A 2,746-nucleotide genomic window follows, 5' to 3' on the forward strand; every position below is an offset into this window, starting at 1 on the left:
ATATTTATCAGCTACAGATCTAGAAGTATCAGCTAAGTACTCACTAGATGCAGAAACAGAAGGTAATGCATCATTTTGTATAAACGCTAAGAACTTATTCGATATATTAAAAGAACTTCCTAACACAGATATCCACATGGAGTTAGAGGATGGTGAAAATCTTCTAAAAATAAATTGTAATGATATTCACTATTCACTACTAATTTATGAGAGTGAAGAATATCCTAACCTCCACTTTGGAACTGAAAATAAATTTCAAATTAACTCAGACGATTTATCTAATCTAATCAGTAAAACATCATATGCAATTTCAAATGATGAAACTCGTTTACACTTTAACGGAATCTTTCTACAAGAAGTTGAAACAAAACTACGAGCTGTAGCAACTGATGGTCATAGACTTTCATTAATTGAAACAGACTTATCAACACAAAATAATGAAGCGTTGATAAATGGAGTAATTATTCCTCGTAAAGGTGTTTACGAAATTAAGAAGATTGCTGAGTCATATCCAAACACAACACTAGAAGTATCAGTAGACGATTCATACATGTATATTGATGCTGGAACAGAGTACCACCTAGGAATTAGATTAATTGCTAGAGAGTACCCGAAATATCAATCAGTAATTCCTGGTAAAACAACATTTACATTAACAGCTGATAAAGAAGCTATCTTCAACGCTGTTAAAAGAATTAAAATTATGTCGAATGAGAAATCAAACGGTGTAAAGGTTCTTATTAAGGAAAACCAATTAACTGTTCTTGCAAATCACCCATCGCTTGGAGATGCAAGAGAAACTATTCCTGTTGATTATGAAGGGAAAGAAATGGAAATTGGTTTCAATGCTAAGTATCTAATGGATTCATTTAGTATAATTGAAGCTGATGACATTATTTTAGAATTAAATAATGAGCTTAGTCCTGTGATTGTTAGATCAAATCAATTACAGAACTATATTGGTATTATTATGCCACTGAGAATCTAATACTCAGATGCAGAATTTAAAAATTTCTAAATTACAAGTTACGAACTTTAGAAATTTAGAACCCGACATCATAACATTCTCTCCAAAAATAAATTGTATTCTTGGAGAGAATGGAAACGGTAAGACAAATATATTAGAAGCTCTTTTCGTTTTATCTAATAGAAAATCATTTCGTAAAAATACAAGTTTTCCACAGTTCCTCGGTATCGATGGGGATAAACCAGAAATATTATTTTCTTCATTATTTGAATGTGATGGAGAAATGATTAGTTACTCAGGTAAGATGGATCCTAATGGTTCAACTTGGTTTATGGATGGAAAAGCTACAAGAAAGAAAATTGGAGCTGAACTAGTTTTTATTAATCCATTTGATTCGTATTCATTTAATAATATCCCTTCGTTTAGAAGAAAATGGTTTGATGATCATATTTCAATGTGTGATCCCGAATATAAAAAAGTACTAAATAGATACAACTCTTCATTAAGGTTTAGAAACACCTTACTCTCTAAAAAGCCTACCGATTACTTGAGGCAATTAGGAATAATTGATCAGCAGATGAGTGAGTATGCTGCAATTCTTTTGAATAAGAGAATTTATTTTGTAAATGAATTGGCACCGCTAAGTGAAGAAATCTATAAACACATCTTTTCAGAAGAGCACCAATTAAAAATAAATATTGATTCGAGGTTTATGGGTTATTCTGCCCAACAGATATATGACTATATGCAAAAGCGCCTAGAAAGGAACCTTGTAGTTGGTCATACTACCTATCAAATTCATAAAGATGACTCGTAGCTTCTTTTTGATGGACTCAATGCTTTTGAATTTTGCTCTCTTGGGACAACAAAAAATGTAGTTATTTGAGCCTCTTATTTGCCTATATAGAGCTCTTTAGGTATAAATTTAATACCTACCCTATTGTTTTAATCGACGACGTTTCTGGCGAGCTAGACAGGGTTAGATGGTCGAAGCTTATTAACTTCCTTGAAACTAGCGAGTTTCAGGTTTTAATTACGACGGCGAATGAAAAATTTAAGGAAGAGTTAGAAAAAATTGATGGAGCAAATAAGATTTACGTCGACAAAGGCTCAATCCATTAACAAGCAGGAGTTCCACTTTGGAAAATCAGACAGGTTCAATTGGTAAGGTTGAAGAAACCTATAATGCCAGCCAAATTAAAGTTCTAGAAGGACTTGAAGCAGTAAGAAAAGGACCAGGTATGTATATTGGTGATACGGCCACAAGAGGTCTTCACCACTGTGTATATGAGATTGTAGATAATGCAGTTGATGAAGCACTTGCAGGTTTCTGTACAGATATTAATGTAATTATTCACGTTGATAACTCAGTTACTGTTGTTGATAACGGTCGTGGTGTTCCAGTTGATATTCACCCAGTGGAAAAAGTTTCTGCAGCAGAACTTGTTTATACTAAGTTACACGCTGGTGGAAAATTTAATGAAGAAGGTGGAGCTTATAAAGTTTCAGGTGGACTTCACGGTGTTGGTGCAGCTGTTGTAAACGCACTTTCAAAGTGGGTAAAGGTTGAAATTAAAAAGCATGGTAAAGTTCACACTGTGGAATTTGCATATGGTGAAGCTAAAGCGCCACTTAAAGTTATCTCTGAACTAGAAGACCCTACGGAAACTGGAACAGCTGTAACTTTCAAGCCTGATAATGAAATTTTTGAAGTTCATGAATTTAATTATGACACTTTAACAAATAGATTTAGAGAAATGGCCTTTCTAAATAAAGGTC

The 2,746-nt window shown here is 33.4% G+C and carries 4 protein-coding genes; all 4 read left to right on the forward strand.

Translation table 11 applies throughout. The features are described from left to right. Window positions 1-988, forward strand: a 988-nt coding sequence (gene dnaN / locus M901_RS04640; protein WP_021277028.1) for a DNA polymerase III subunit beta, incomplete at its 5' end; no start/stop codon positions are given. A gap of 7 nt (window positions 989-995) precedes the next feature. Further along, a complete protein-coding gene (locus M901_RS04645; protein WP_021277030.1) occupies window positions 996-1,784 on the forward strand; it encodes an AAA family ATPase in 789 nt (262 codons plus the stop codon). A 65-nt stretch (window positions 1,785-1,849) separates the two neighbouring features. Beyond that, window positions 1,850-2,089 (forward strand): DNA replication and repair protein RecF domain protein, encoded by a 240-nt coding sequence (locus M901_RS04650; RefSeq protein WP_021277027.1) that lies wholly within the window; start codon window positions 1,850-1,852, stop codon window positions 2,087-2,089. Between the two features lie 17 nt (window positions 2,090-2,106). Continuing rightward, on the forward strand, window positions 2,107-2,746 hold a 640-nt coding region (locus M901_RS04655; RefSeq protein WP_021277029.1), incomplete at its 3' end, for an ATP-binding protein.

Source organism: Bacteriovorax sp. DB6_IX (assembly GCF_000447775.1).
GTDB lineage: Bacteria > Bdellovibrionota > Bacteriovoracia > Bacteriovoracales > Bacteriovoracaceae > Halobacteriovorax_A.

Coding starts and splice junctions, on each gene's coding strand:
- M901_RS04645 (WP_021277030.1), top strand. CDS start 996: ATGCAGAATTTAAAAATTTCTAAATTACAAGTTACGAACTTTAGAAAT.